The organism is Devosia alba (assembly GCF_039938915.1).
GTDB lineage: Bacteria > Pseudomonadota > Alphaproteobacteria > Rhizobiales > Devosiaceae > Devosia > Devosia alba.
Window position 1 is genome coordinate 1 of sequence record NZ_JBDUUI010000061.1, and the last position, 333, is coordinate 333.

Consider the following 333-nt stretch of genomic DNA (forward strand, 5'->3'; position numbering starts at 1 on the left):
ACAGCAAATGTTACATTGTCAAATGGTACAACTCTTAAGCTAGGCAAAAAAGACTTTTATCTGTCTGGAAATAGTCTCGTAGATTCAGCAGACTCTGGGGACTTCCCGGTGGGTGTAGCAATAGAAAAAACGGCAAGTTTATCATTGGTAAATGATGACGGGCGCTTTGACGGATATAATTTTAACGCCGCAAGGTTTGCTATCTTTCTCAATGTGCAGTTATCCGACAGGATAGAAGCTATAAAGAGAGGTACTTACATTGTGTCGAAAAAGCCTGCAACGGCAAGCGAAATAAGTCTTTCTCTCTTAGATAAAATGCACAATGCTGATAAG

1 protein-coding gene is annotated in these 333 nt (G+C 40.2%); it reads left to right on the top strand.

What is annotated here, in order from left to right:
• Positions 1-333, top strand: a 333-nt coding sequence (locus ABFY71_RS18780) for a hypothetical protein (protein ID WP_347947390.1), incomplete at both ends; no start/stop codon positions are given.